The 21545-nt window shown below is 46.3% G+C and carries 22 protein-coding genes; 4 read left to right on the forward strand and 18 right to left on the reverse strand.

Translation table 11 applies throughout. The annotated features are described in order from the left end of the window. Nucleotides 1-2: 2 nt before the first annotated feature. Entirely contained in the window at nt 3-698 is a 696-nt protein-coding gene (locus H0S56_RS11240) for a GntR family transcriptional regulator (protein WP_195725089.1), read from the reverse strand. A 200-nt stretch (nt 699-898) separates the two neighbouring features. Next, nucleotides 899-1702 carry a sulfite exporter TauE/SafE family protein gene (locus H0S56_RS11245; protein WP_005247146.1) on the reverse strand — a complete coding sequence of 268 codons (804 nt, stop codon included), beginning with the start codon at nt 1700-1702 and terminating at the stop codon, nt 899-901. 27 nt (nt 1703-1729) lie between these two features. Here H0S56_RS11245 and H0S56_RS11250 point away from each other — a divergent pair, with 27 nt between their 5' ends. Together H0S56_RS11250 and H0S56_RS11255 are read left to right on the forward strand one after the other, a co-directional pair. After that, nucleotides 1730-2485, forward strand: coding sequence for a biotin--[acetyl-CoA-carboxylase] ligase (locus tag H0S56_RS11250; RefSeq protein WP_195725090.1), 756 nt, complete (start codon nt 1730-1732; stop codon nt 2483-2485). A gap of 14 nt (nt 2486-2499) precedes the next feature. Beyond that, the gene (locus tag H0S56_RS11255) at nt 2500-3240 is read left to right on the forward strand and encodes a type III pantothenate kinase (RefSeq protein ID WP_195725091.1); all 741 of its coding nucleotides are present in this window, start codon (nt 2500-2502) and stop codon (nt 3238-3240) included. Here H0S56_RS11255 and H0S56_RS11260 read toward each other — a convergent pair. The 3 genes from H0S56_RS11260 to ffh form a co-directional block, all read right to left on the reverse strand. Next, nucleotides 3194-3799, reverse strand: a complete 606-nt coding sequence (locus H0S56_RS11260) for an RBBP9/YdeN family alpha/beta hydrolase (protein WP_195725092.1) — start codon at nt 3797-3799, stop codon at nt 3194-3196. The two genes, H0S56_RS11255 and H0S56_RS11260, sit on opposite strands and share 47 nt — an antisense overlap. 137 nt (nt 3800-3936) lie before the next feature. Further along, the gene (locus H0S56_RS11265) at nt 3937-4509 is read right to left on the reverse strand and encodes an RBBP9/YdeN family alpha/beta hydrolase (protein WP_195725093.1); all 573 of its coding nucleotides are present in this window, start codon (nt 4507-4509) and stop codon (nt 3937-3939) included. 151 nt (nt 4510-4660) lie between these two features. Further along, nucleotides 4661-6067: a signal recognition particle protein gene (gene ffh, locus H0S56_RS11270; RefSeq protein ID WP_004279196.1), complete on the reverse strand. Its 1407-nt coding sequence runs from the start codon at nt 6065-6067 to the stop codon at nt 4661-4663. 138 nt (nt 6068-6205) lie between these two features. Here ffh and H0S56_RS11275 point away from each other — a divergent pair, with 138 nt between their 5' ends. Further along, the gene (locus tag H0S56_RS11275; protein ID WP_004730673.1) at nt 6206-7015 is read left to right on the forward strand and encodes a cytochrome C assembly family protein; all 810 of its coding nucleotides are present in this window, start codon (nt 6206-6208) and stop codon (nt 7013-7015) included. A 60-nt stretch (nt 7016-7075) separates the two neighbouring features. On the opposite strand, the gene H0S56_RS11280 is transcribed toward H0S56_RS11275, so the two are convergent. The 13 genes from H0S56_RS11280 to paaA form a co-directional block, all read right to left on the reverse strand. Then, entirely contained in the window at nt 7076-7837 is a 762-nt protein-coding gene (locus H0S56_RS11280) for a class I SAM-dependent methyltransferase (protein ID WP_195725094.1), read from the reverse strand. 116 nt (nt 7838-7953) lie between these two features. Beyond that, nucleotides 7954-8574 carry a gamma carbonic anhydrase family protein gene (locus H0S56_RS11285; protein ID WP_195725095.1) on the reverse strand — a complete coding sequence of 207 codons (621 nt, stop codon included), beginning with the start codon at nt 8572-8574 and terminating at the stop codon, nt 7954-7956. A 31-nt stretch (nt 8575-8605) separates the two neighbouring features. Beyond that, nucleotides 8606-9544, reverse strand: coding sequence for a phenylacetic acid degradation operon negative regulatory protein PaaX (paaX, locus tag H0S56_RS11290; RefSeq protein WP_195725096.1), 939 nt, complete (start codon nt 9542-9544; stop codon nt 8606-8608). Nucleotides 9545-9607: 63 nt separating this feature from the next. Beyond that, nucleotides 9608-10900, reverse strand: a complete 1293-nt coding sequence (paaK, locus tag H0S56_RS11295; protein WP_195725097.1) for a phenylacetate--CoA ligase PaaK — start codon at nt 10898-10900, stop codon at nt 9608-9610. 60 nt (nt 10901-10960) lie between these two features. Further along, the gene (pcaF, locus tag H0S56_RS11300) at nt 10961-12172 is read right to left on the reverse strand and encodes a 3-oxoadipyl-CoA thiolase (RefSeq protein ID WP_195725098.1); all 1212 of its coding nucleotides are present in this window, start codon (nt 12170-12172) and stop codon (nt 10961-10963) included. Between the two features lie 11 nt (nt 12173-12183). Then, nucleotides 12184-13737 carry a 3-hydroxyacyl-CoA dehydrogenase gene (locus H0S56_RS11305; RefSeq protein ID WP_195725099.1) on the reverse strand — a complete coding sequence of 518 codons (1554 nt, stop codon included), beginning with the start codon at nt 13735-13737 and terminating at the stop codon, nt 12184-12186. Nucleotides 13738-13740: 3 nt separating this feature from the next. Continuing rightward, the gene (paaG, locus tag H0S56_RS11310; protein WP_195725100.1) at nt 13741-14532 is read right to left on the reverse strand and encodes a 2-(1,2-epoxy-1,2-dihydrophenyl)acetyl-CoA isomerase PaaG; all 792 of its coding nucleotides are present in this window, start codon (nt 14530-14532) and stop codon (nt 13741-13743) included. Beyond that, the gene (locus tag H0S56_RS11315; RefSeq protein WP_195725101.1) at nt 14532-15302 is read right to left on the reverse strand and encodes an enoyl-CoA hydratase-related protein; all 771 of its coding nucleotides are present in this window, start codon (nt 15300-15302) and stop codon (nt 14532-14534) included. The genes paaG and H0S56_RS11315 overlap by 1 nt, the downstream gene beginning before the upstream one ends. A gap of 42 nt (nt 15303-15344) precedes the next feature. After that, entirely contained in the window at nt 15345-16403 is a 1059-nt protein-coding gene (gene paaE, locus H0S56_RS11320) for a 1,2-phenylacetyl-CoA epoxidase subunit PaaE (protein ID WP_180087426.1), read from the reverse strand. Between the two features lie 75 nt (nt 16404-16478). Further along, entirely contained in the window at nt 16479-16979 is a 501-nt protein-coding gene (gene paaD, locus H0S56_RS11325) for a 1,2-phenylacetyl-CoA epoxidase subunit PaaD (RefSeq protein ID WP_005247163.1), read from the reverse strand. A gap of 28 nt (nt 16980-17007) precedes the next feature. Next, nucleotides 17008-17763 (reverse strand): 1,2-phenylacetyl-CoA epoxidase subunit PaaC, encoded by a 756-nt coding sequence (gene paaC, locus H0S56_RS11330; protein WP_195725102.1) that lies wholly within the window; start codon nt 17761-17763, stop codon nt 17008-17010. A gap of 17 nt (nt 17764-17780) precedes the next feature. After that, on the reverse strand, nt 17781-18071 hold the full coding sequence (gene paaB / locus H0S56_RS11335; protein WP_004279183.1) for a 1,2-phenylacetyl-CoA epoxidase subunit PaaB: 291 nt from the start codon (nt 18069-18071) through the stop codon (nt 17781-17783). A 33-nt stretch (nt 18072-18104) separates the two neighbouring features. Further along, complete coding sequence (gene paaA, locus H0S56_RS11340; RefSeq protein ID WP_195725103.1) at nt 18105-19049, reverse strand: 1,2-phenylacetyl-CoA epoxidase subunit PaaA; 945 nt, start codon at nt 19047-19049, stop codon at nt 18105-18107. Nucleotides 19050-19311: 262 nt separating this feature from the next. Between paaA and paaZ the strand changes: the two genes are divergently transcribed. Next, nucleotides 19312-21423, forward strand: coding sequence for a phenylacetic acid degradation bifunctional protein PaaZ (gene paaZ / locus H0S56_RS11345; RefSeq protein WP_195725104.1), 2112 nt, complete (start codon nt 19312-19314; stop codon nt 21421-21423). Nucleotides 21424-21545: the final 122 nt, after the last annotated feature.

Genomic DNA, 21545 nt, shown 5'->3' on the forward strand with positions numbered 1-21545 from the left:
ATTTAACGTCGTGAGCGTCTGGCCCACGCGAGTTCAATTTGTTTCATCCGTGTCAGAGATTCCAACACAAGGTTGCGCAAGTGTCGACAAAAATCTTCCATAAATAAAGTGGCCTGATGGGTTTTTCGTATCAAAATTGCTTCAGTGACCAGTTTAAATAAGTCGAAAGATTCCTGTAACTCGCGTCTGGAAATATTCAGGGTCAAAAAATAGCTCCGACGTAAAGAAGGCAGCAGTTCCTGATAGTAGCGCATCAGATAAGGATTCCCGACCATCTCATGCTGTTGGGCCATGCCCTGAAAGATCAGATCATAAAACTTTTCAGTGTGTCCTTGGCGGGTTTCTGCTTCCAATTGCTCTAATAATAGCTGAATGCGCTCAGCTTCATGCACCCGCCAGGTTTCCGCCATGCGATGCACCATTTGCCCGAGCAATAATGAGGTCATGTCAAATAAGGCACGTACCTGCAAGGCCGACATTTCCGAGACAATCGCCCCACGACGCGGGAAAATTTCAATCAGCTGGGTGCGTTCCAGCAAAAGCAGGGCTTCACGAACCGACCCCCGACTGACATCAAGCTCCGAGGCAATCCTGAGTTCCTGTATACGTTCGCCTTCGACCAGTTCACCGCGAATAATCTGTTCGCTAATGTGCTTGGCAATCTGCTCAGACAAACTGTGCGCTTGTTCTAATGGCATACCGTTCCTGTCTTTATTTTTATGGATACTGGTTTAGCCCTTCATTTGGGCTATGTTGCTATTAAACGGGTTTTTATCCATAAATACTTTGACATTGTCAGACAATCTTATGTCTATATAGCCAACTTAGGCCCATAAAAAAGGAGAATAGTGAGCTATTCTCCTTATACGGTACATCAGTCCAACCGAAAAGGTTTAAATCAGGCCATAAACCCTTGATAAATAAAATACAGGCCGACGGTGGTCAGTAGTGCAGCAAAACATTTTTTTAATACGGCCGGTGAAAGCAGATGTGCCACTTTTGCGCCCAGCTTGGCCGTGAAAAAACTCATCATGCTGATACCGATAAAGGCATAAATATGAATATAGCCAATAGTATTTGGCACGGTGACCTGCGCCTGTTTACCAAACCAGATAAAACCCAGCGCACCTGCGACGGCGATCGGCAATCCACAGGCCGCAGAGGTCGCCACTGCTTTTTGCATCACGATTCCGCAGCGATTTAGAAATGGGACTGTCAGACTTCCCCCGCCAATCCCAAAGATCGCCGATGCCACACCGATCCCACCACCTGCAGCAATTTGTACCGGGGTTGAAGGCAATTTTTGATTCGGATCGATCTGAATATGCGCTCCCCTGAACATTCTAAATGCCACCCAGACCGCAAAGAAGCCAATCAGTAATTGCAAACCCTGACCAGATAAATAATCGGCAATCCCCGCCCCCAGGAAAGAACCAATGATCAGACCTGGCGCCAGATTACGAAACACGGGCCATAGCACTGCCCCTCGTTGATGATGCGCCATCACCGAACTGATAGAAGTCACAATAATTGTTGCCAAGGAAGTACCCACCGCCATATGCATAATCACGCTGGGATCGTACTGAAGCTGGGTAAAAACAATGTACAGGATCGGCACAATAATCAAACCACCGCCGACCCCAAATAGGCCTGCGGTGAATCCGGCAATTGCACCAATCAATAAATATATGATTAACTCCATAACGATATTTACCACGTTTAGATTCAAATGGATGTAGAAACTCGTGAACTGCAACAACGATTAAGCGATGCAGGCCAACTCCCGGAAGTATTACTCATCAAACCGATTACTACATCGACCAATGATGATGTGCGCGAATTGGCAACGAAGGGGGTACAGCAGGTTCTGGTATGCAGTCATGTGCAGACCCAAGGCCGTGGACAGCGTCAACGTCAGTGGATTTCACCTGAAGGGAACATCTATTTAAGCACATTGCTGCATACACAAAAACCCATCGATGGTCGTCTGGCGCTAGAAATTGCGTTAAATATCCTGCAAATGCCCAGTCTAAAAGGCCTGGAATTACAGGTGAAATGGCCGAATGACCTGTATAGCCTGCACGGAAAATGGGGCGGCATTCTGGTCGAGCCGATTTCATCTACACAGGTGGTGGTCGGGGTCGGGCTAAATATTGATCCTCTGCCCACCAACCTTCCAGATCAGCAGGTCAGTTCCCTGAGCGAATTGGGATTATCACATACCTCAAAAGTAGAACTAATTGCCCAGTTATATCTGGCGATTCAGCAAGCCGGGCAATGGTTTAATTATGGCAGTCAGAATCTGGCGGCGCGTTTTAATCGATCGGCTGCATTTATGCAACAAACGGTTGAATTTACCGATGTGCAAGGGCAATATTCCGGTACTTTTCTCGGGATTCAGGACGATGGTGCGGTCAAGATTTTGACCGATCAGGGAATCCAGACCTTTTATCAGGGACAGCTCCGCCTTAAAAATGGTAGATGAACAGGCATACAGCAATGAAAAAATTATGGTTGGATATCGGCAATACCCGGCTTAAATACTGGATTACCGAGCATGATCAGATTATTGAACAGGCAGCAGAATTACATTTACAGTCTCCTGCCGATTTGTTATTGGGCCTGATCCAGCATTTCAAAGCGCTGGGCTTGCATCAGGTAGGTCTATCCTCGGTTCAGGATAAAATCAATAATGAGCGTATTCTCGGCATTTTAGAAAGTCTGCATATTCCAGTGATTTTTGCTCAGGTACAAGCAGAATATGCCGGTCTGATCTGTGGTTATGATGAACCTTCTCAGCTGGGGATTGACCGCTGGTTACAGGTACTTGCAGTGGCGACGCAAGCGCATGAAAATTACTGTGTAATTAGTTGTGGTACGGCACTGACCATTGATCTGGCGCAAGGACAACAACATTTGGGTGGATTTATTCTGCCAAATCTGTATTTGCAGCGCGATGCACTGATTCAGAACACCAAAGGCATTAAAATTCCCGATGCCGCGTTTTCTGAACTTAATCCTGGACGGAATACTATCGATGCTGTTCATCATGGCATCCTACTCGGTCTGCTCAGCACCATCGAAAAAGTCCTGCATGATTTCCCGGCACAGCTGGTTTTAACTGGTGGAGATGCGCCGCTGTTTGCGCAACATCTCGCTCAGTATCAGCCCCGAATTGAACCTGATCTCTTGCTTAAAGGCCTGCAGCATTTTGCAGCTCATTTGCCAGACACTGTTTGATAATGTCCAGCAATTGGGGGAATTCGGCAAAACCATCAGCCTTGTTAAAATGTCCAGCTTTTTTGATCTCAAAAATTTGTGCATTCAGGCTATGTGCTAAACGCAAGGAAATCGGTGCAGGCACATAAGGATCATTACTGGAGATCAGCATCACCGCACGTTTATAGCTATACGGCAAGTTTTTCAGATCAAGTCGCACAGCCTGCAGTATTTTATTCAGTTCTGACCATGCAACCAAGGGTGTATCAAAGGCTGAGACCAGAATGATGCCACCGATCTTGCGTTGCTGCTGAATATAATGTTCCTGTAAAAAGTTTAAAACACTGACGCAACTCAGGCCATGTGCAACTAAAAAGGTATGTTCATCCATGTGCGGAATATGCAGTTTCAGATTCTGCTGCCACTCTTCTAAATCAGGCTGAAAAGGGTTGGCCAGCATAATCCGCTTGGACTCAAAACCGGTATTTTTAAGCTGGCGACTGAGCCAAGGGTACCAGTGATCATTGGAGGTCGCCTGATAATCCGGCACGATATAGACTTTCTTTATTATATTTTTCATAGTGATTTACTTATTATCATTGAACGCAAACGGCGTCGATAAAAATCAGTTTTAAACAGTCTGGAGATGGAATTCAAGTACCTTTTTGAACACCATCTCATGTTGAGTTTTAAAATCTAGTGAACACAATAACATGCTTAAACTTCGGATTTAATCAGATAAGGCTCGATCACTTTCCAGAGTTCCGGCAGATCAGTACAGCCTTGTGAATCAATAAAATGTCCGTGATGCTTGGCATTCACCACAATCGCGTCCAGACTGTCCGCCTGTTCCAGACTAAATTCTGGTGCAACCCGATCATCGCCTTCAGAATAGATCACTACACGTTCTGCAACCTGTTGTTTGAGTAAATCGAAATCGATATCAGCGGCATCAATAAAAGGGTTTACTTCATCCAGACGACCTAACCGGCCATTAAATCCCGCGATCAATACCAGTTGCTGAATTTTCTGCTGTTTTAATTCTCTGGATAAGTAATGCAATGCGGCCACAGTTCCCAAGCTATGTGCAATAAAGATACTGTCCTCGTCAATTGCATCAATCTGTTCACGCATTTGCTGATCCCAGGTGTCCAGTGTCGGTGTGGTCGATGGATCGAGCCGAAGTACTTTTAAACTGACGTTTTCCTGTTGGGCTTTTTCCTGAATCCACGGATACCAATTTTCTTCCGGGCTTGCAGTATAACCATGTACGACAATCACTTGGGTCATTTGAAATTTCTCTTTATTTTGTGCTCATGCTCCTGAGTCTGCCTGATCGGATTTTTATTTTGGGTAAGTAAATGTTGTTTTGTTTAAACCAGTTTGACCATTTATTCGCAATAAAAAAAGGCGCATATTGCGCCTTTTTTTTAAACACAACTTATTTCTTGTCGTTGCCGCCGAACAATGGACCCATACCACCGCCGCCGCCAAACTGTTTCTGCAAGCCGCCGAGTGACTTCATCATTTTTGCCATACCGGATGGATTGGCAAATTTTTTCATCATCTTGGCCATTTGGGCATGTTGCTTGATCAGCTTGTTGACTTCTGCCACTTCCATACCACAACCTGCTGCGATACGTTTTTTACGGCTTGGGTTCATCAAGTCCGGGTTACGGCGCTCTTTGATAGTCATCGACTGGATAATCGCTTCCATTTTCTTGACCTGCTTTTCAGGATTGGCTTGCGCCAACGCATCTTGCAGACCGGCATTGCTCATGCCAGGAAGTTTGTCCAGGAAGCCCATCATGCCGCCCATCTTGTTCATCTGCTCAAACTGCATCAGCATGTCTTCAAAGTTGAAGCTGCCGCCTTTTTGCAGTTTTTTCGCCATTTTTTCGGCTTTTTCTTTGTCGACCTTGCGTTCAAGTTCTTCGACCAAAGAAAGTACATCACCCATACCGAGAATACGCTGTGCAACACGCTCAGGATGGAATGGCTCCAAGGCATCGAGTTTCTCACCCATACCCAAGAATTTGATTGGCTTGCCGGTAATCGCGCGTACTGAAAGCGCTGCACCACCGCGCGCATCACCATCAGTTTTGGTCAGGATCACACCAGTTAAAGGCAAGGCATCGTTGAATGCTTTGGCGGTGTTTGCCGCATCCTGACCGGTCATGGCATCGACCACGAACAGGGTTTCAGTCGGGTTAATCGCTGCATGCAGCTCTTTGATTTCACCCATCATGTCATCATCGATATGCAAACGGCCTGCCGTATCGACAATCAGTACATCGGCAAACTGGATTTTTGCCTGTTCAATCGCGCGATTCACAATCGTAATCGGTTTTTCGTCTGCGCTGGATTCTAGGAAAATCGCACCGACTTCACCTGCGACAGTCTGTAGCTGTTTGATCGCAGCCGGACGATACACATCGGCAGAGACCATCGCGACTTTTTTCTTTTGACGTTCTTGTAAGAAGCGTGCAAGTTTCGCTGCAGTTGTTGTTTTACCTGCACCCTGCAAGCCTGCCAGCAGGACAACCACAGGTGGTTTTGCAGCGAGGTCGAGGCTTTCATTGGCCTCGCCCATCATTTTGGTCAATTCGTCATGAACGATTTTGACAAAAGCCTGCCCAGGAGATAACTGAGTCATCACTTCCTGGCCCAATGCTTCTTCCTTAACTTTCGCGATGAATTCACGAGTTACAGGTAACGCAACATCGGCCTCAAGAAGCGCCATACGCACTTCACGTAACGTATCTTTAATATTGTCTTCGGTTAGCTGCCCTGAGCCAGTAACATTTCTTAAACTCTGCGTGAGTCGTTCTGTTAAGGTATCAAACATTGCAAAATCCGCTTAAAATAGCCATGAGCAAAAAATTGTTTCTTAAAATAGAAAATTTATGCATAGAATGCTATAGGATACTGTAGTTCGCAGCGAATTTATATAAATGAATATTCATCACCCTTAAAAAGGTTTGACATGGTTAGCCTCCCCTTGGTTTATACGATCTTAGCATTAGTCGCTTACACCGCTTCCTTCTGGTATCTGTTCATTCATTTAATGTCTAAACGTGCTCCTAATCAATGGTTTGTCTCGCTAACCGCACTGCTTGGACTGGGCTTGCATGCGCTGGTTTTATATGGCGATATGCATACCCCGCTGGGCATCAATTATGATGTCTTTGCCCTGTTTTCCTTTACCTCTGGTCTGATGCTGTTACTCAGCATTATTTACAGCACTTATCGTCCGATTATTGCCCTGAACCTGATCGGGATTCCGGTGGCTGCGACCGGATTAATTCTTGGCTTTGCGTTTACTCAGCCTGCAAAAATCATCACACAAAACTCTTTGGGTCTGGATATTCATATTATCCTGTCTTTGTCTGCTTATGCGGTATTGCTCATGGCGACCATTCAGGCCGTAATTTTACGCTTTCAGGATCGTGAGCTGAAAAAGAAGCAAAAACGCCGCGTTTGGGTCAGTTTGCTACCCTCTTATCAAGACATGGAATCATTGCTGTTTGATATGCTGATGACCGGTTTTGTTTTACTTACTCTCGCATTGGGCTTTGGCTTTTTTACCATCGACAATTTCTTTGCTCAGCATCTGGCACATAAAACGGCGTTCAGTATTATTTCCTGGCTGGTTTACGGTTCCCTATTAATCGGACACTGGAAGTTTGGCTGGCGTGGCCAGAAAGCTGTGCGCTTTACCCTGCTCGGTTTTGGCTTGCTGGCACTGGGTTTTATTGGTTCTAAATTTGTGCTGGAAATGATTCTAGGGCGATAATTCTGAGCCTTGAAATATTCAATTCATTGTCCAATAAACAGGCTTTAGCTTGAATATTCTTTAAACGATTATACGCCCCGCACGCACCGACAATGGCCAGCGAATGACTCTAGGTAATTCTGGATCTTCCCATTCTGGCAATAAGGCATCTGCAAGTACGTTCAGTGGATTATGTCCGAGTGCTTGAGTGGCTGCTTTCACGGCTGACCAAGTACTCATATAACCAATTAACTGATAAAAATTCCATTCAACCTGTAATACCGGTGGCTGAATCGCCATTTCCTGAAATGGAAATGGGAGATTTTTATATCCTTCATCTACATGGCGACGTTCAGGCGGCCAGTACGATGCAAGCGTTACCTCATAAAAATGCTTAAAATAATGATTCAGATGGGGCTCATCCACACTGAACACGCCATAGCTAATTAAAGCCAGAACGGCATTAGGCCGGGCAAGACGGCGAGCTTCTGCGTAGAATTTTTCCAGATCGAGCCAATGCGCTGCTTGAGCCACCGAAATCAGATCAATACTCTGGTCAGCACACGGGATCTCTTCAGCGAATGCCTGACCATACTGAATTTTTGGATGCGGTTTGGCTTGGGCAAGCTGTTCAGCACTCGCATCAATAGCAAGCACCTGATCAAAGTAATTCGCCAAAACTTCTGAAAGCTGTCCAGAACCACAGCCGACATCTACAGCCAATTTGGTACCTGGTGACAGCTCTGCCAATAGCTTTCCCAATGCATCCGGATAATGCGGACGAAACAAGGCATAGTCCTGTGACTGCTGGGAGAAATGATCTTTAAATTCCCTATTTTCCATATATGCTTTCCAGACCAGTTTTATTTCAGTCTAAATAGCCGGTCAAGGAATGCAGTTGGAATTTGGTTTCAGTCATTTCATTTTTTTAAAATGCAGAATTCATCTATTCGATAGAATCATGTTCTTGACTCAGTCATCAAACCATTCTGCTTGATCTGATAATCTGCCTTAAACGCTTTGTAACTGAGCCGGTCTGTGGAGACTTCTGTTAAAGGACTGACCTCCTGCATTGAAGAAAGACAGCGTTCTGTCAGCTGAATATATTCCTGCGTTCCCTTGCTTTTCCAGGCGATTTCTTTAGCTTCTAAAGGACGGATAACCCGCGCTGGACTACCGAGCACCAATGAATTTTCCGGAATTTGGGCCTTGGCTTTAACCGTGCTATTGGCACCGATAATGGTATTTTCACCAATTTCGGCTTCATCCAGAATCACGCTGTTCATACCCACCAGTACATTTTTACGAATGATACAGCCATGTAAAATCGCGCCATGTCCGATATGACCATATTCTTCGACCAGCGTGACGCTACCGGGAAAGCCATGGATGGTACAGGAATCCTGAACATTGGCATTTTTCTGGATGTAAATCCCGCCAAAGTCGGCTCTTAAAGTAGCGAAAGGCCCGATATATACGCCCTCTTCAATCACCACATCCCCGATCAGAACGGCTTGCGGATGCACATAAGCGCGAGGGCTGACCACAGGAATCACACCATCAATGGCATAACACGGCATTATTTTATTCCTTTAAAAATGCAGAATTAGATTAGCTAACAGCTTCCAGTCGCAAACCGCCAAAACGTTTATAAAATTGTGGATGTACCGGCGGCATCGAACCTTCCGAAGTTCGGGCGATCTCCATAAAGAATTCATCCCCTGCCGCAACCACGGTTTGATATAAATTACTGCTCAGATTACGGGCATTCAGGGAAAGCCAGTTGGATGGCAATAATTCAAAAGGCAGATTTGGATCTTTTAATAAAATCCGGCGGAATTGATGAATCAGTAAAATTCGTAACTGAAAAGCCTGAACCGGATCCAGTTCATCTTCCTGTTCCACCAGATGAAAGAATTCCCGGAAATCCGCAATGAATTTTTCATAACGCTGATGCAGTTCCTGCACCGGCCAATTGGTGGCAACCATGCGTTTTACAGTTGGATAGGATTCCTGCCAGAGCTGCAAAGTTTCAGCTTTAAACACCACGACTTGGTCGGTCATTTTCAGGTTCAGCAGCAGGTTTTGCAGTTTCTGATGATCACAGCCCGGATAGGCCATGACATTAGTGGCGATATTGGCAAAGCCCAGCCATTCCAGTTCTTTTTTCAGAACCAGTTTATTTTCCAGTTCCACTGAACTGAGCAGCACCAGATCCCACTTCTGATCCCATTCGGTATGCTGAAAACTGTAAATTTTTTGATCCGCCATAATAAAACGCTGGCGGCTGCTTTCGGTTACGCGATAATAACTGGTGCGACCAATTTTCTCAGACATCAGCCAGCCATTTTGGACCAGACGGAATACGGCAGTCCGTACTGATCGTTCATTAAACCCGAAGACATCCATGAGCTGAATCAGACTGGCCAGACTGATGATGCCCCCTCGGTGAAAAATACAGTCACCGAAGATGGTCATGATTAATGAGGTTCCGCTGAGTACTTCAGTTTGAATAAAGTCATCAATTATTTGTTTTAATTTCGGATTCATTGCGTTTAACTTTACCTTATAGAAACTGGATGATAGACCATTTGGCTATCATCCAATAGTACTTCATGCAGACTTGCGGATATCAAAAACGCGCTGTGCCTTACCTTCAGAGCGTGGCAGACTGCCTTCAGGCAACACTTCGACACTTACGGTGATTCCGACCATAGTTTTAATCTGGCTTTTCAGCTGAGTTGCCAGCTGGTGCGCCATAATGTCACTGCTATCTTTACGCATTTCGGTACGGATATGCAATGTATCCAGATGTCCCTGTTTGCAAATCTGAATCTGGTAGTTCGGAATCAGTTGCTGGATTTGTAAAATCTGCTCTTCAATCTGTGATGGGAAGACATTCACCCCACGGATAATCATCATGTCATCACTACGGCCGACAATCTTGTCCATACGGCGCATGGTGCGTGCCGTGCCTGGCAATAAACGGGTTAGATCACGGGTACGGTAACGGATTACCGGCATGCCTTCTTTAGTAATGGTGGTAAATACCAGTTCACCCAGTTCGCCATCTGGCAGCACTTCACCGGTTTCAGGATGAATAATTTCAGGATAGAAATGATCTTCCCAAATGGTTGGGCCATCTTTGGATTCCAGACATTCCATCGCGACACCGGGTCCCATGACTTCTGATAAACCATAAATATCCAGTGCATCAATGCCCAGACGCTCTTCGATTTCCTTGCGCATTTCATTGGTCCATGGCTCTGCACCAAAGACGCCGGTTTTAATCGAACAGTTTTTGGCTGTGCCAAGTTTCTTCTCAAGCGCTTCAATAATGTTCAGGCAGTAAGATGGCGTGACCATCAGTGCTGTCGGTTTAAAGTCATGAATCAGTTGCGCCTGTTTATCGGTTTGTCCGCCAGACATTGGAATCACGGTTGCACCCAAGCGTTCAACGCCATAATGCGCGCCTAAACCACCGGTAAACAGACCATAACCGTAAGACACCTGGATGATATCTTTACTGCTCAAGCCGGCTGCACGTAATGAACGCGCCACTACATCTGACCAGACATTAATATCATTTTGGGTATAACCCACCACGGTTGGCTGACCGGTGGTGCCTGAAGATGCGTGCACACGTACAATCTGTTCCTGTGGCACAGCGAACATGCCAAACGGATAGTTATCGCGTAAATCCTGTTTGGTGGTAAACGGGAATTTGGCCAGGTCTTCCAGAGAGTTAAAATCGTCTGGATGCACGCCAGCATCATCGAATTTCTTTTTATAAACCGGGCTATTCTGATAAGCATGTTGCAACGTCTTTTTCATACGCTGTAGCTGAACACTGCGTAACTCATCAACCGATACTTTTTCAATTTTTTCCATTGCATTGTTATTCATATTCTTACTCCTGACGCAGTCTTCCTGACCACAGTTTAATTCATTGATTGAATGATGTGTTTAATCCATATTTTCTAAAACCAGTGCAACACCTTGACCGACACCGACACACATGGTGCAGAGTGCATATTTGCCTTTACGGCGTTTCAGTTCATGCATGGCAGTAATCACCAGACGGGTGCCACTCATACCCAGTGGATGACCCAAAGCGATGGCACCGCCATTCGGGTTGATTCTTGCATCATCGTCTTGCAGGCCCAATTCCCGAATCACAGCCAGCGATTGCGCTGCGAATGCTTCATTCAGCTCAATCACGTCCATCTGTTCCAGGCTGAGTCCGGTTTGTTTCAAGACTTTCTGTACCGCTGGCACCGGGCCAATGCCCATATATTTGGCTTCAACACCGGCACTGGCCATCCCGATCACTTTGGCTTTCGGGCGCAAACCATACTGCTCGGAAAATTGCTGATTGCCGAGTAATACGCAAGCCGCACCGTCATTGACACCCGAAGCATTGCCAGCGGTGACTGAGCCGCCTTCTTTACGAAATGGGGTTTTTAAGGCGGCCAGATTATCCAGCGTCGTCTCTGCGCGCGGATGCTCATCTTGGGAAATGGTCAGAGTGCTTTTCTTCGGACCTTTGACCTCTACTGGCAGAATTTCTTCGGCAAAAATACCCTTCTGCTGGGCTACTGCGGTTTTCTGTTGGCTGTGATAGGCAAACAGGTCCTGGTCTGCACGGCTAATCTGATACTTTTCAGCGACGTTTTCGGCCGTTTCCGGCATGCTGTCAACGCCAAACTGTGCTTTAAATTTTGGGTTGATAAAACGCCAGCCAATGGTGGTGTCATAAATTTCAGGGGTACGGCTAAAGGCAGTCGTAGGTTTGGATTGCACGAAAGGCGCTCGGCTCATGGATTCTACGCCACCCGCCAAAACAAATTGTGCTTCACCCGATTTGATGGCACGTGCTCCCAGTCCAATGGCATCCAGACCTGAAGCACATAAGCGGTTCACGGTGAGCGCTGGAACAGATTCAGGCAACCCTGCGAGTAAAGCAGCCATACGCGCCACGTTGCGGTTATCTTCACCGGCCTGATTGGCACAGCCTAGGATCACTTCATCCAGTTCTGCCCATGGCAAGGCAGGATGCTGATCTTTCAGATATTGAATCGGTAGCGCTGCCAGATCATCAGCACGAATGCTGCTCAGTCCACCGGCATAGCGTCCGATCGAGGTGCGAATTCCATCAAAAATATAAACCTGTTCCATGATTCTTCCTTTTAGCCAGCAACGCGTAATGGTTGCTGCTGAGTTTTCTGTGCATGTCCCTGCACCGCTTTCTTTGCTAAATATATACTAGTTCTATAGCGGTCTTCACCATAAATACGATACATATTTTCTAAAATTTGTAAAATTGTGTAATATCCAATTTTATCTGCCCATTCGAATGGACCACAAGGATAATTAACGCCATATTTCATAGCAGAATCAATATCTTGTTCTGATGCAATATCATGCAATATTGCTTCACAGGCTTCATTCACCAACATGGCAATACTACGTATAACATAAAGACCGGGATGATCCTTAGACCAAATAGGTATCATATCCATACCTATGAGGAATAGCTCCACTGCCTGGCGCTGTTCAGCACTACACGCCGGTGATGCAACGACTGGAATCGCTTGAGCATTTGTCCAATCTGAATGCCAGTCCATCAACACCACAGGCTCATGCGGATAGGTAAGTTCAACTGATTCGCCAAGCGATAATCGCAGAGAAAGGTCACCAATCAGGATTTCATTCTGTTCTGCTGCCTGAAAACTCAGCTCTACATGAGAGGCCTGTTTTAAACGTTCAATCAGTACTGAGGAATGTAGCCATTCACCTTTTACTGTGACTTTGAGCTTATTCAGCGACTTGGCATAACACACTGGCAATTCATATACAGGTGCAGGCTTGGCCTGAGCGTAATCATAAAAACCCTGACCGGACTTGCGACCATAACAACCGGCATCGACCAGTTCTTTTTGAATCAAGGACGGGCGGTAGCGTGGCTCATAGAAAAATTCCTGATAGACACTTTGTGTGACCGAGAAATTCACATCCTGCCCAATCAGATCTGTAAGTTCACACGGCCCCATGGCAAAACGGCCACATTCGCGCATGATGTAATCGAGCTGTTCCGGGGTGGTGGCATTTTCCTGCAAGGCACGAAAGGCCTCGGCATAATAAGGTCGTGCGACACGATTGACGATAAAACCGGGGGTCGATTTGGCTCGCACTGGAACCTTGTTCCAGTCCTTCATCAGATCAAATACTGCATCGGCAATCGCTGCTGAGGTTTTCAGTCCGCGGATAATCTCGACCAGTTTCATCACCGGCGCCGGATTAAAGAAATGCAGACCAATCACTCGCTCGGGATGTGGAATCGCCGAGGCAATTGCGGTAATGGAAATTGAAGAAGTATTAGACGCAAAAATCGTCTGTTCCGGGCAAATGGCAGCCAGCTGTTGAAACAGGTTTTGCTTCACTTCTTTCTTTTCAACAATGGCTTCAATAATTAAGCCCGCATCGGCAAGCTGCTGAATGTCCTCTGCCACAATCAGATTGGCGAAGGTACTCTCCAGCAATTGCTGGGTCATTTTGCCATTTTGTACGCGCTTGCTCAGCTGCGCCTCTAAAGCAGTCAAGGCACTCTGAACTTTGCTGCGATCGAGATCAAACACATAGGTCGGATGCCCGTGCATGGCTGCCAGTTGTGCAATGCCAATCCCCATGGTTCCAGCACCGACCACAGCAACTTTGACTTGCTCTAAATTGATCTGTTGCATGATTTAGCATCCTTTATATTCAGGGGTACGCTTCTGCATAAAGGCTTGTACACCTTCTTTATAATCACTTGAACGTCCGGCCAGACGCTGTAAATCACGTTCCAAAATGAGCTGATCATCCAGATTATTATCGGCGGCTGCATGAATGGCTTTTTTGATCAGGGACAGACCATAGGTCGGTTGCTGAGCCAGATGCTCCGCCAATTTTTTCGCTTCTGCTTGCAGTTGTTCATCTTCAACCACTTGCCAGATCATGCCCAGTTGTACTGCGCGCTCAGCCGGAATTTTATCGCCGAGCATCGCTAGGCCCATCGCCTGAGCACGGCCGACCAGACGCGGTAGGAACCAGGTACCGCCTGAATCTGGCACCAAACCAAGACGGCAAAAGGCCTGAATAAAGGAAGCCGATTTTGCTGCCACCACAATGTCACACGCCAGGGCAATATTGGCACCTGCCCCTGCTGCTACTCCATTCACGGCACAAATCACCGGTTTAGGCATTTCGGTAATCAGCTTGATCAAAGGGTTGTAATATTTTTCAATCGATAGGCCTAAGTCCGGTGCATCGGCATTCGGATCGACCACACGGTCATTCAGATCCTGACCGGCACAGAAACCACGGCCTTCAGCTGAAATCACCACGGCACGAATCTGGCTGTCTTTGGCCCAGGCCTTGATGACCTTGGAGACTTCCTGATGCATGGTTTCATTAAAACTGTTGAGCTGTTTTGGACGGTTAAAGGTCAGGTAGCCCACTGCATTTTTTTCTTCGACAATAATTGTTTGATAATCCATTACACACCTCTAAATTCTGGTTTTCTTTTTTCTAAAAATGCATTAATGCCTTCCTGGCGATCTTGGGTTGCAGCCAGCCAGACAAAATGTTGACGTTCCAATTTCAACCCCTGACTTAAAGTCACTTCATGGATCGACTTTAAAGATTGCTTGATGGCACGAATGGCCAGCGGTGCCTGCTTGGCAATTTTTTCTGCCAGTTCCAGTGCGTATTGCACGGTCAGTTCTGCCGGACAAACCTGGCTGCTAATGCCATGTTGCAATGCCGTTTGTGCCGAAATCATTTCACCGGTCATGGCCCAACGTATTGTCAATTGCTGACCGACCAGACGGGCCAGACGCTGGGTTCCACCGGCACCCGGCAGCATCCCTAAACCGATTTCAGGCAAGGCAAACTGGGCATTTTCTCCAGTCAGCACCATGTCGCCATGTAAAGCCAACTCGAAACCTGCACCAAAAGCATAACCATTCACGGCCATGATTAAAGGCTTGGAAAATTCATCAATTTTTTTCCAAAGCAGTGGGCGCTGATCCTGCTGGATGCTGACCACATCTAACTGCGCCAGCTCATTTAAATCAGCACCGGCAGCAAAGCATTGCGTATTTCCGGTAATGACCACAGCTTTCACAGCAGCATCTGTTTCCAGATTCTGTAAACAGGCTGCAATCTCTTGCAAGGTGGCATTGTTTAAAGCATTGCGCTTTTCCGGGCGATTCAGCTCGATCAGTACCACACCTGGCTTGGGTGAGCTGGTTTTAATGTAGGTCATCCTTGAACTCCTGCTATGCTCGCGGTGCTGTAAATTCAGCTGTTATTCATCAAAACTCAGACGTACATTGGCCGTGGTTGGACGTGCCTGACAACTGAGCACATAGCCTTTCTGAATTTCATCTTCTTCCAGACTGTAATTCACAGCCATTTCAACCTGTCCCTCTAACACTTTACATTTACAGGTGGCACATACCCCGCCCTTACAGGCATATGGCAGGTCGGCTCCGGCACGTAGCGCAGCATCTAAAATACTGTCATCCTGTTTGGAGACTTCAACAATCAGCTCGCGACCATCAAGGATGATATTGACGCGTTCTTCGCTACGGCTTTCCATCTGCTGGGCGGTTGCTTTCGGTGCAGTACCCGTATTGAAGCGTTCCGTATGAATCTTGCTGCGTTGAATGCCCCAAGTCGGTAATACCGTTTCGACTGCTGTCATCATTTCTTCAGGACCGCAAGCGAAACAGTGATCTGCTTCGGCAGAAATCAGATTGGCCTGAAATAACTGCTGCAATTTGTCTGCATCAATCCGACCATTAAAGATGTCACTGTCATTCAGTTCACGTGAAAAAATATTTACCAGTTGCAGACGTTCCTTAAAACGGTCTTTCAAGTCCATGATCTGTTCAGAGAACATGGTCTGTTTCCAGGAGCGGTTGCCATATACCAGAGTGAATGTTGCTTCCGCTTGACGGTTCAACACCGACTTTACAATCGATAAAATTGGCGTAATGCCACTGCCTGCTGCAAATCCTAGATAATTCTGGCCACCAGCCTTGGCGGCTTTCTGAAAGAACACCCCTTGCGGTGGCATGACTTCTAGTACATCGCCCGCTTTGAGATGCGCATTGGCCCAGGTTGAAAACTGACCCTGATCAATTTTTTTAATCGCAATGCTCATGTCTTCCTGAGTATCACTGCAGATCGAGTAGCAGCGGCGCAGCTCGCCGTCATCGGTTAAATGACGAATGGTGAGGTGCTGACCCGGCTGATATTGAAAAGTATCCAACTGCTCAGGCGCGAGATCAAAGGCAATGCAGATCGCTTGCTCGGTTTGTGGCTGAATCGATTTAATGGTTAATGGTATAAATTGGCTCATCGCAAAATCCTTCTTTTAGGTGGCGGTGTTCAGGCTTGTTATTGGTTTACCCTGCCCACCGCGCAATCGTTACAATCAAATACATTTGAAATAGTCAAAAGTTTCTAAGCAGTCCCGACATTGATATAAAGCTTTACAGGCTGTCGAACCGAATTCACTTAATAATTTGCTGTTGTTACTTAAGCACTGTGGACAGGTGATGCCATCGGTCAATGCCACATGCGTACCACAGCTATGTGACTGGCCTTGCGGCGGGGCAATACCATATTGCTGTAATTTGTGTTTGCCCGATTCACTCATCCAGTCCGTGGTCCAGGCTTGAGACAGATCCACAATGACTTTGACCGGCGTCAAACCGTTCGCCTCGAAAGCCTGGGTAATTTCTGCTTTTAATAAATCCGTGGCCGGACAGCCGCTATAGGTCGGCGTGAGTCGCACCACAATTTCATCCTGCTGATTCAGCTCGACGCCACGAATCATACCCAGATCAATCACTGACAATACTGGAATCTCTGGATCAGAAACCTGCTGTAAAACGTCCCAACATTGATCTTCTACGTGTCGAATCAGATTCATGCGACTCACTCCCTGTGATTGTGCCGAATTACCAGTTCATGTTTGGATAAGAGCGCTGCATGTATTGCAGTTCAGCCAAAACAAAACCGAGATGTTCTGTATGTAAACCCTGTTTAGCCCCACTGCGATAAGCGCCTAGCTCTGGCAGGCTTAATTCAAATCGCGCTAACTCGGATGTAATGGTCTCCAGCCACTGGGCTTTTAAATTTTCAATATCTGGAATGACACCGCTATCGACCAACTGTCTTTCATCAGCCGTCAGAACAAAAAGTTCCTCGGTAAAACGGCATAACTGGTTTAAACCTTGCTGGGTTTTTTCATGCGCTTCTGCGGTACCTAAACTTAAGCGTTCCATCCAGGTGGTGGAAAAACGCTGGTGATATTTCACTTCTTTGAGTGATTTCACTGCAAAAGCCGCCAACTCAGCATGCTGACTTTGACTTAAGGCGCTAAACAATAAAGCGTGGTAGTGATCCATCAACCACTGGCGCACCAGGGTCTGGGCAAAGTCACCATTCGGCTGTTCACACAGCAGCAAATTACGGTATTCACGTTCGGTACGGAAATAAGCCAGCTTGTCTTCATCACGGCCCTGTCCTTCCACTTCACCCGCCAGACTGAGGGCAGTACGTGCCTGACCCAATAAATCCAGTCCGATATTGGCTAAGGCAATATCCAGCTCCAGTTCAGGTGCATGACCACACCACTCTGCCAAACGATGAGACAGGATCAGTTGACTGTCACCCACATGTAAAAGAAATTCTGCCAATACTTGATTTGTCATATTCTTCACCTTTCCCTTTACATATGCTCGATGCCAGCTGGAATGTTATAAAAGGTTGGATGGCGATAAACCTTGTCCAAAGCGGGTTCAAAAAATTCTGCTTTTTCATCTGGCTGTGAAGAGGTAATCAATTCAGATTTCACCACCCAGATACTGATCCCTTCATTGCGGCGGGTATATACATCGCGGGCATTTTGTAGTGCGACTTCCTCATCCGGTGCACGCAGGCTGCCGACATGACGGTGACTTAGACCCTGTTTACTACGCACAAATACTTCATAAAGTGACCAGTTATTTTTGTTATTCATGAGCAAATTTCCTTATATTGATCAAACTATTTTTTAAGCGACTTTTTGTGCTGCTGACTGTTGCTGCTGTTTTTGAGCATAGACAGCTGCGGAATCACGTACCCACTTGCCGCCTTCCCAAGCTTTGCGGCGTGCTTCAATACGCTCATGGTTACACGGCCCCTTGCCTGCAAGAATCGCAAAAAACTCATCCCAATTGATTTCACCAAATTCGTAATGTCCGGTGGCTTCATTGAATTTGAGGTCTGGATCTGGAACGGTTAAACCCAGCTGCAAAACTTGCGACACGGTGTTATCGACAAATTTCTGACGTAGCTCATCGTTGCTGAATAATTTAATTTTCCACTGCATACTTTGTGCACTGTTCGGTGAATTATCATCACTTGGACCAAACATCATCAGTGCCGGCCACCAGAAACGGTTCACTGCATCCTGTGCCATCTGCTTTTGTTCCGGCGTACCATTGGCCAATTCCATCATGGCTTCAAAGCCCTGACGCTGATGGAAACTTTCTTCTTTACACACACGCACCATAGCGCGGGCATAAGGACCATAAGATGTACGGCACAGCGCAACCTGATTGACAATTGCTGCACCATCTACCAGCCAGCCAATCGCGGTAACATCGGCCCAGCTCAGGGTTGGATAGTTGAAAATTGAAGAATATTTCATGCGACCGGCAATCAGCTTATCCATCATGTCGTCACGATCCGCACCCAAGGTTTCTGCAGCACTGTACAGATACAAAGCATGACCGGCTTCGTCCTGAACTTTTGCCATCAGCACAGCTTTACGCTTCAAGGTCGGTGCACGGGTAATCCAGTTGCCTTCCGGCAACATGCCCACCACTTCAGAGTGTGCATGCTGACCAATCTGACGAATCAAGGTCTTACGATAAGCATCCGGCATCCAGTCCTTCGGCTCGATGGAAATATCCTTTTCAATCTTTTGATCGAAGATTTGTTGTTGATTATTCATTGTTCCCTCACTTATCCCAAGTGTTGATACACTCAAATTAAAACGATACGTAATTAAAATCAATATCTATTTATTGGTATCATTTAATTTTCACCCCTTATTTTTAATAAATATTTGTTTTATATAACTTAATATTTTTTATTTTATTGTTACGCATTTTTAAATACAGATTTATGATTGACATTTTCAATTTTTCAACACAAATTATGAAACATCAAAATTAAAATACATCTCAAAACGTATCATAAATGGAGTTTTTACAATGTTAGAGTTAGACAGCAGCTCAAGCACAACGGATTATCAAGATACTGAATCAACCCATAATTCTATTGCCATCAAAAGCTTATCTTCACTGGTGTACGGCCAGGAATACGCAGCGCAAGCCGATTTACGTACGGTTTATCATGCCATTAGCGGTGAAGCGGTTTATCAGGTCGGCAGTCAGGGTATCGATACCCAAGCCGTGGTGAAGTATGCCAAACAAAAAGGCGCGACTATTGCCACATGGACCTTCCATCAACGTGCCAATGCACTGAAGCAAGTGGCTCAGTATTTGATGGAACGCAAAGAAGACTTTTATGAGCTTGCCAAAGCAACCGGCTGTACCCGTAAAGATGCCTGGATTGATATTGAAGGCGGGATTGGCACCTTATATGCTTATTCGAGTTTGGTGCGTCGTGAACTGAGTGATGAAACAGCATGGGTCGAAGATGCCTGGATTCCTCTTTCTAAGCAAGGTAGCTTTGGCGCGAAACATATTCTGACGCCTAAAGCCGGTGTCGCCGTGCATATCAATGCCTTTAACTTTCCGATCTGGGGCATGCTGGAAAAAATCGCACCGACACTGCTGGCAGGCGTACCCTGTATTGTCAAACCGGCGACCGAAGGTGCCGAGCTGACTCATGCCGTAGTTAAAGCCATTCATGAAAGCGGTTTCTTGCCAGAAGGTTCACTGCAGCTCATTTGCGGACAGGTCTATGATTTATTTGATCATTTAAATCCTCAAGATACGGTCACTTTTACCGGTTCTGCTTCAACAGGGCAAAAACTGCGTTCGCATCCACACTTAAATGCCTACTCGATTCCATTCACCATGGAAGCAGACTCGGTCAACAGTGCAATTTTGACGGCGCAAGCCAATGATGAAACGATTGATTTATTTGTCCGTGAAGTTTTCCGTGAAATGACCACCAAAGCCGGACAGAAATGTACCGCCATTCGTCGTGCTTTTGTGCCGGCCGAGCTATTGGATACAGTACAAGACCGTCTGATTGCAAAACTAAAAAAAGTGGTCGTGGGCGATCCGGCTCAGGAAGGCGTGACGATGGGTGCTTTGGCCAGCGTCAAACAGAAACATGATGTCGCGGCAAAAGTTGAACAGCTGAGCCAGGATGCAGAGATTGTATTCGGTAGCCACTTGCGCCAAGACTTTAAACTGCAAGTACAAAATACTGAGAAGTCTGCATGCTATCCACCGACAGTCTTGCTATGCAAAGCACCAGCTCAGGCAGAAAATATTCATAAGATTGAAGCCTTTGGGCCTGTAGTGACTTTAATGCCGTATAGCGACCTCGCTCAGCTGGCTGACCTGGTGGCACGTGGCGAAGGTAGCCTGGTGGCCTCCATCGTACGCAATACTGATGAAAATATTGAACAAATGCTCAGCAAAATTGCGCCATGGCATGGCCGTGTCCATATTCTGGATGCAGAAAGTGCCAAAGAAAGTACCGGACATGGCTCTCCATTACCTTTGCTGGTTCATGGCGGACCGGGACGTGCTGGTGGCGGTGAGGAACTCGGCGGCTTGCGTGCAGTCAAACATTATATGCAACGTACTGCGATTCAAGGTTCACCAAATGCCATGACTCAGGTCGGCCATAGCTGGACGGCTGGTGCTCAGGTCTTTGAAGACCGCGTGCATCCTTTTAAAAAATCATTTGATGAATTGCGTATCGGCGAACGTTTGCTGACAGCACGACGTAGCGTGACCGAAGCGGATCTGGTGAATTTCGGCTGCCTGAGCGGTGATCACTTCTATGCGCATATGGACAAAATTGCTGCAGCAGAATCGCTGTTTGGTGAGCGCGTGGCACATGGCTATTTCGTGGTGTCTGCCGCAGCCGGTTTATTCGTTGATGCCGCCCAGGGCCCAGTCATTGCCAACTATGGCATGGACAACTTGCGCTTTGTAGAACCGGTGAAAATTGGCGATACCATTCAGGTAGAACTGACCTGTAAGCAGAAAACTCCAAAAGCACTGCGCGATCCGGCACAGAAGCCACATGGTGTCGTGGTCTGGGATATTAAAGTAAAAAACCAACGCAATGAACTGGTTGCAACCTACGATATTTTAACGCTGGTTGAGCGTGGCTAAAAATTTAAACTCAAAAAAAGGAATCATTATGATTCCTTTTTTTTGCCTTTAAAAATTATTTGTATCTATTTTTAAAAACAGATTGACGTCTATCCATTTAGACTCTAGATTAATTAAATGCG

The organism is Acinetobacter lwoffii, from assembly GCF_015602705.1.
GTDB classification, from domain to species: Bacteria; Pseudomonadota; Gammaproteobacteria; order Pseudomonadales; family Moraxellaceae; genus Acinetobacter; species Acinetobacter lwoffii_E.

Bases quoted from the DNA above. Each gene is read 5' to 3' on its own strand.
- H0S56_RS11240 (WP_195725089.1), bottom strand. From the start codon at position 698: ATGCCATTAGAACAAGCGCACAGTTTGTCTGAGCAGATTGCCAAGCAC.
- H0S56_RS11245 (WP_005247146.1), bottom strand. From the start codon at position 1,702: ATGGAGTTAATCATATATTTATTGATTGGTGCAATTGCCGGATTCACC.
- H0S56_RS11250 (WP_195725090.1), top strand. From the start codon at position 1,730: ATGGATGTAGAAACTCGTGAACTGCAACAACGATTAAGCGATGCAGGC.
- H0S56_RS11255 (WP_195725091.1), top strand. From the start codon at position 2,500: ATGAAAAAATTATGGTTGGATATCGGCAATACCCGGCTTAAATACTGG.
- H0S56_RS11260 (WP_195725092.1), bottom strand. From the start codon at position 3,799: ATGAAAAATATAATAAAGAAAGTCTATATCGTGCCGGATTATCAGGCG.
- H0S56_RS11265 (WP_195725093.1), bottom strand. From the start codon at position 4,509: ATGACCCAAGTGATTGTCGTACATGGTTATACTGCAAGCCCGGAAGAA.
- ffh (WP_004279196.1), bottom strand. From the start codon at position 6,067: ATGTTTGATACCTTAACAGAACGACTCACGCAGAGTTTAAGAAATGTT.
- H0S56_RS11275 (WP_004730673.1), top strand. From the start codon at position 6,206: ATGGTTAGCCTCCCCTTGGTTTATACGATCTTAGCATTAGTCGCTTAC.
- H0S56_RS11280 (WP_195725094.1), bottom strand. From the start codon at position 7,837: ATGGAAAATAGGGAATTTAAAGATCATTTCTCCCAGCAGTCACAGGAC.
- H0S56_RS11285 (WP_195725095.1), bottom strand. From the start codon at position 8,574: ATGCCGTGTTATGCCATTGATGGTGTGATTCCTGTGGTCAGCCCTCGC.
- paaX (WP_195725096.1), bottom strand. From the start codon at position 9,544: ATGAATCCGAAATTAAAACAAATAATTGATGACTTTATTCAAACTGAA.
- paaK (WP_195725097.1), bottom strand. From the start codon at position 10,900: ATGAATAACAATGCAATGGAAAAAATTGAAAAAGTATCGGTTGATGAG.
- pcaF (WP_195725098.1), bottom strand. From the start codon at position 12,172: ATGGAACAGGTTTATATTTTTGATGGAATTCGCACCTCGATCGGACGC.
- H0S56_RS11305 (WP_195725099.1), bottom strand. From the start codon at position 13,737: ATGCAACAGATCAATTTAGAGCAAGTCAAAGTTGCTGTGGTCGGTGCT.
- paaG (WP_195725100.1), bottom strand. From the start codon at position 14,532: ATGGATTATCAAACAATTATTGTCGAAGAAAAAAATGCAGTGGGCTAC.
- H0S56_RS11315 (WP_195725101.1), bottom strand. From the start codon at position 15,302: ATGACCTACATTAAAACCAGCTCACCCAAGCCAGGTGTGGTACTGATC.
- paaE (WP_180087426.1), bottom strand. From the start codon at position 16,403: ATGAGCCAATTTATACCATTAACCATTAAATCGATTCAGCCACAAACC.
- paaD (WP_005247163.1), bottom strand. From the start codon at position 16,979: ATGAATCTGATTCGACACGTAGAAGATCAATGTTGGGACGTTTTACAG.
- paaC (WP_195725102.1), bottom strand. From the start codon at position 17,763: ATGACAAATCAAGTATTGGCAGAATTTCTTTTACATGTGGGTGACAGT.
- paaB (WP_004279183.1), bottom strand. From the start codon at position 18,071: ATGAATAACAAAAATAACTGGTCACTTTATGAAGTATTTGTGCGTAGT.
- paaA (WP_195725103.1), bottom strand. From the start codon at position 19,049: ATGAATAATCAACAACAAATCTTCGATCAAAAGATTGAAAAGGATATT.
- paaZ (WP_195725104.1), top strand. From the start codon at position 19,312: ATGTTAGAGTTAGACAGCAGCTCAAGCACAACGGATTATCAAGATACT.